The 1,623-nt window shown below is 69.3% G+C and carries 1 protein-coding gene and 1 pseudogene; both read right to left on the reverse strand.

Translation table 11 applies throughout. The features are described 5' to 3' along the window. Positions 1-466: APC family permease (locus tag OOT08_RS04360; RefSeq protein WP_325092105.1), on the reverse strand; the 466-nt coding region annotated here is incomplete at its 3' end. Between the two features lie 495 nt (positions 467-961). Then, positions 962-1,623 (reverse strand): annotated as a pseudogene (gltD, locus tag OOT08_RS04365) (glutamate synthase); the annotation flags it as partial.

The following is a 1,623-nucleotide window of genomic DNA, read 5'->3' on the forward strand; positions in this document are numbered from 1 at the left end:
GCAGGAGCATGTTGATGTTCGAGGTGCCGCGCATCGTGAGATAGATCACGGAGGTGACAAAGGCGCAGTACAGGACGACCCAGATCCAGCCGGGGATCTCGGGCCAGATCGCCTCCAGGTAGCTGCGGATGATGAGGCAGTTGACCATCGGGAGCAGCAGGTAGTCGATGAGCGAGGTCCAGCCGACCATGAAGCCGACGTTCGGGTGCACCGATTCCCGAACGTAGGTGTAGGCGGATCCGGCGCTCGGGATCGCGCCGGACATCTTGCCGTAGCTCACGGCGGTGAACACCATCACGATGAGGGCGACGAGGTAGGCCGAGGGCACCACGTTGTTGGTGTCGCGGGCGACCATGCCGAAGGTGTCGAAGACGACGGTGGGGGTCATGTAGCCGAGGCCGAGGCCGACGATGGCCCACAGCCCGAGGTTCCGCTTGAGGGTGCCCCCGCGCTTGGCGGCCGGCATGAAGGTCTTGCTCACAGTTCTCTCCTTTGAAAACTCGGGCTCCCGTCGCCGGGTCCCGAAAACAGCATGGCTGGGCTCGTCCGCCGGAGCGGCGCGGCTGAGCCCCGCAAGGGGGTGGGCTCGCTCAGCAGGGGTGGGGAGGGTGCTGCCCCACGCGCGACCTCGGCGCTGCGTGCGCAACTCGTTCGCGCTCGGGGTGCTTCCGCATTGGTCCTCCCTCGGTCACCGGGTGGTGACGACCGTTCGTGCCCCAGCTGGGGAGCTCGTCAATAGTCGTGATCCTGACACAGGTAATGGACTGGTTCCAAATGAATTCTGACCCGGGGCAGAAATCTTCAGGTCACGGTTTGGTTACGGCCCGGATCCCGCGAATTCGGTCGTTTCCCAGAGGTCAAACAACCGATTCCGAAGCCGAAAAAAGACCGTCTGGACGGTTCTTTTTGCGCTGGTCCGCGGCGCTCACGCCGGGACGGATCGCCCCGCCGCCGCGGCGTGTCACCCGGCTCGCGGCGCCGCGATTCCCGGCACCACCGGCGCTGCCGGTGGGCGAAAGCTGTGCGCCCCCGCGGCCACCGGACTGGGGAGCCGGGTCTCTCCCATCAGGGCGGCGTCGATTGCCGCCGCCGCCGCGCGCCCCTCGGCAATCGCCCACACGATGAGCGACTGCCCCCGCCCGGCGTCGCCGGCCACGAAGACGCCGGGCACCGCGCTCTCGTAGTCAGCGGAGCGCTCCAGCGACCCGTCGCTGCCCGGGGCGAGCGCCCAGGGCTCGGCGTCGTCCCCGCAGCCCTCGGCCCCAGAGAAGCCCAGCGCGAGCAGCACCAGGTCGGCAGCGAGGCGGCGCTCCGTGCCCGGCACCGGGGCTCGGGAGTCCGCCCCAAACCCGGTTTCCGCCACGACCAGGGCGCGAACCCGTCCCGCCTCGTCACGCTCGAAGCCGACCGTGAACGCCTCGTAGCGGCGCTCGCCGCCCTCCTCGTGCGCGCTCGAGACCTCGTACCGGGTCGGGTGCGTCGGCCAGGGCTGGCTCGGCGAGCGCTCCGTGCTGGGCCGTCGCCCGATGGCCAGGCTCGTCACGCTCGCCGCTCCCTGCCGGTGGGCAGTGCCGACGCAATCGGCCCCGGTGTCACCCCCACCAATGACGATGACGTGCTTGC

It is taken from the genome of Leucobacter sp. M11, assembly GCF_035726885.1.
Taxonomy (GTDB): Bacteria; Actinomycetota; Actinomycetes; order Actinomycetales; family Microbacteriaceae; genus JAPFRB01.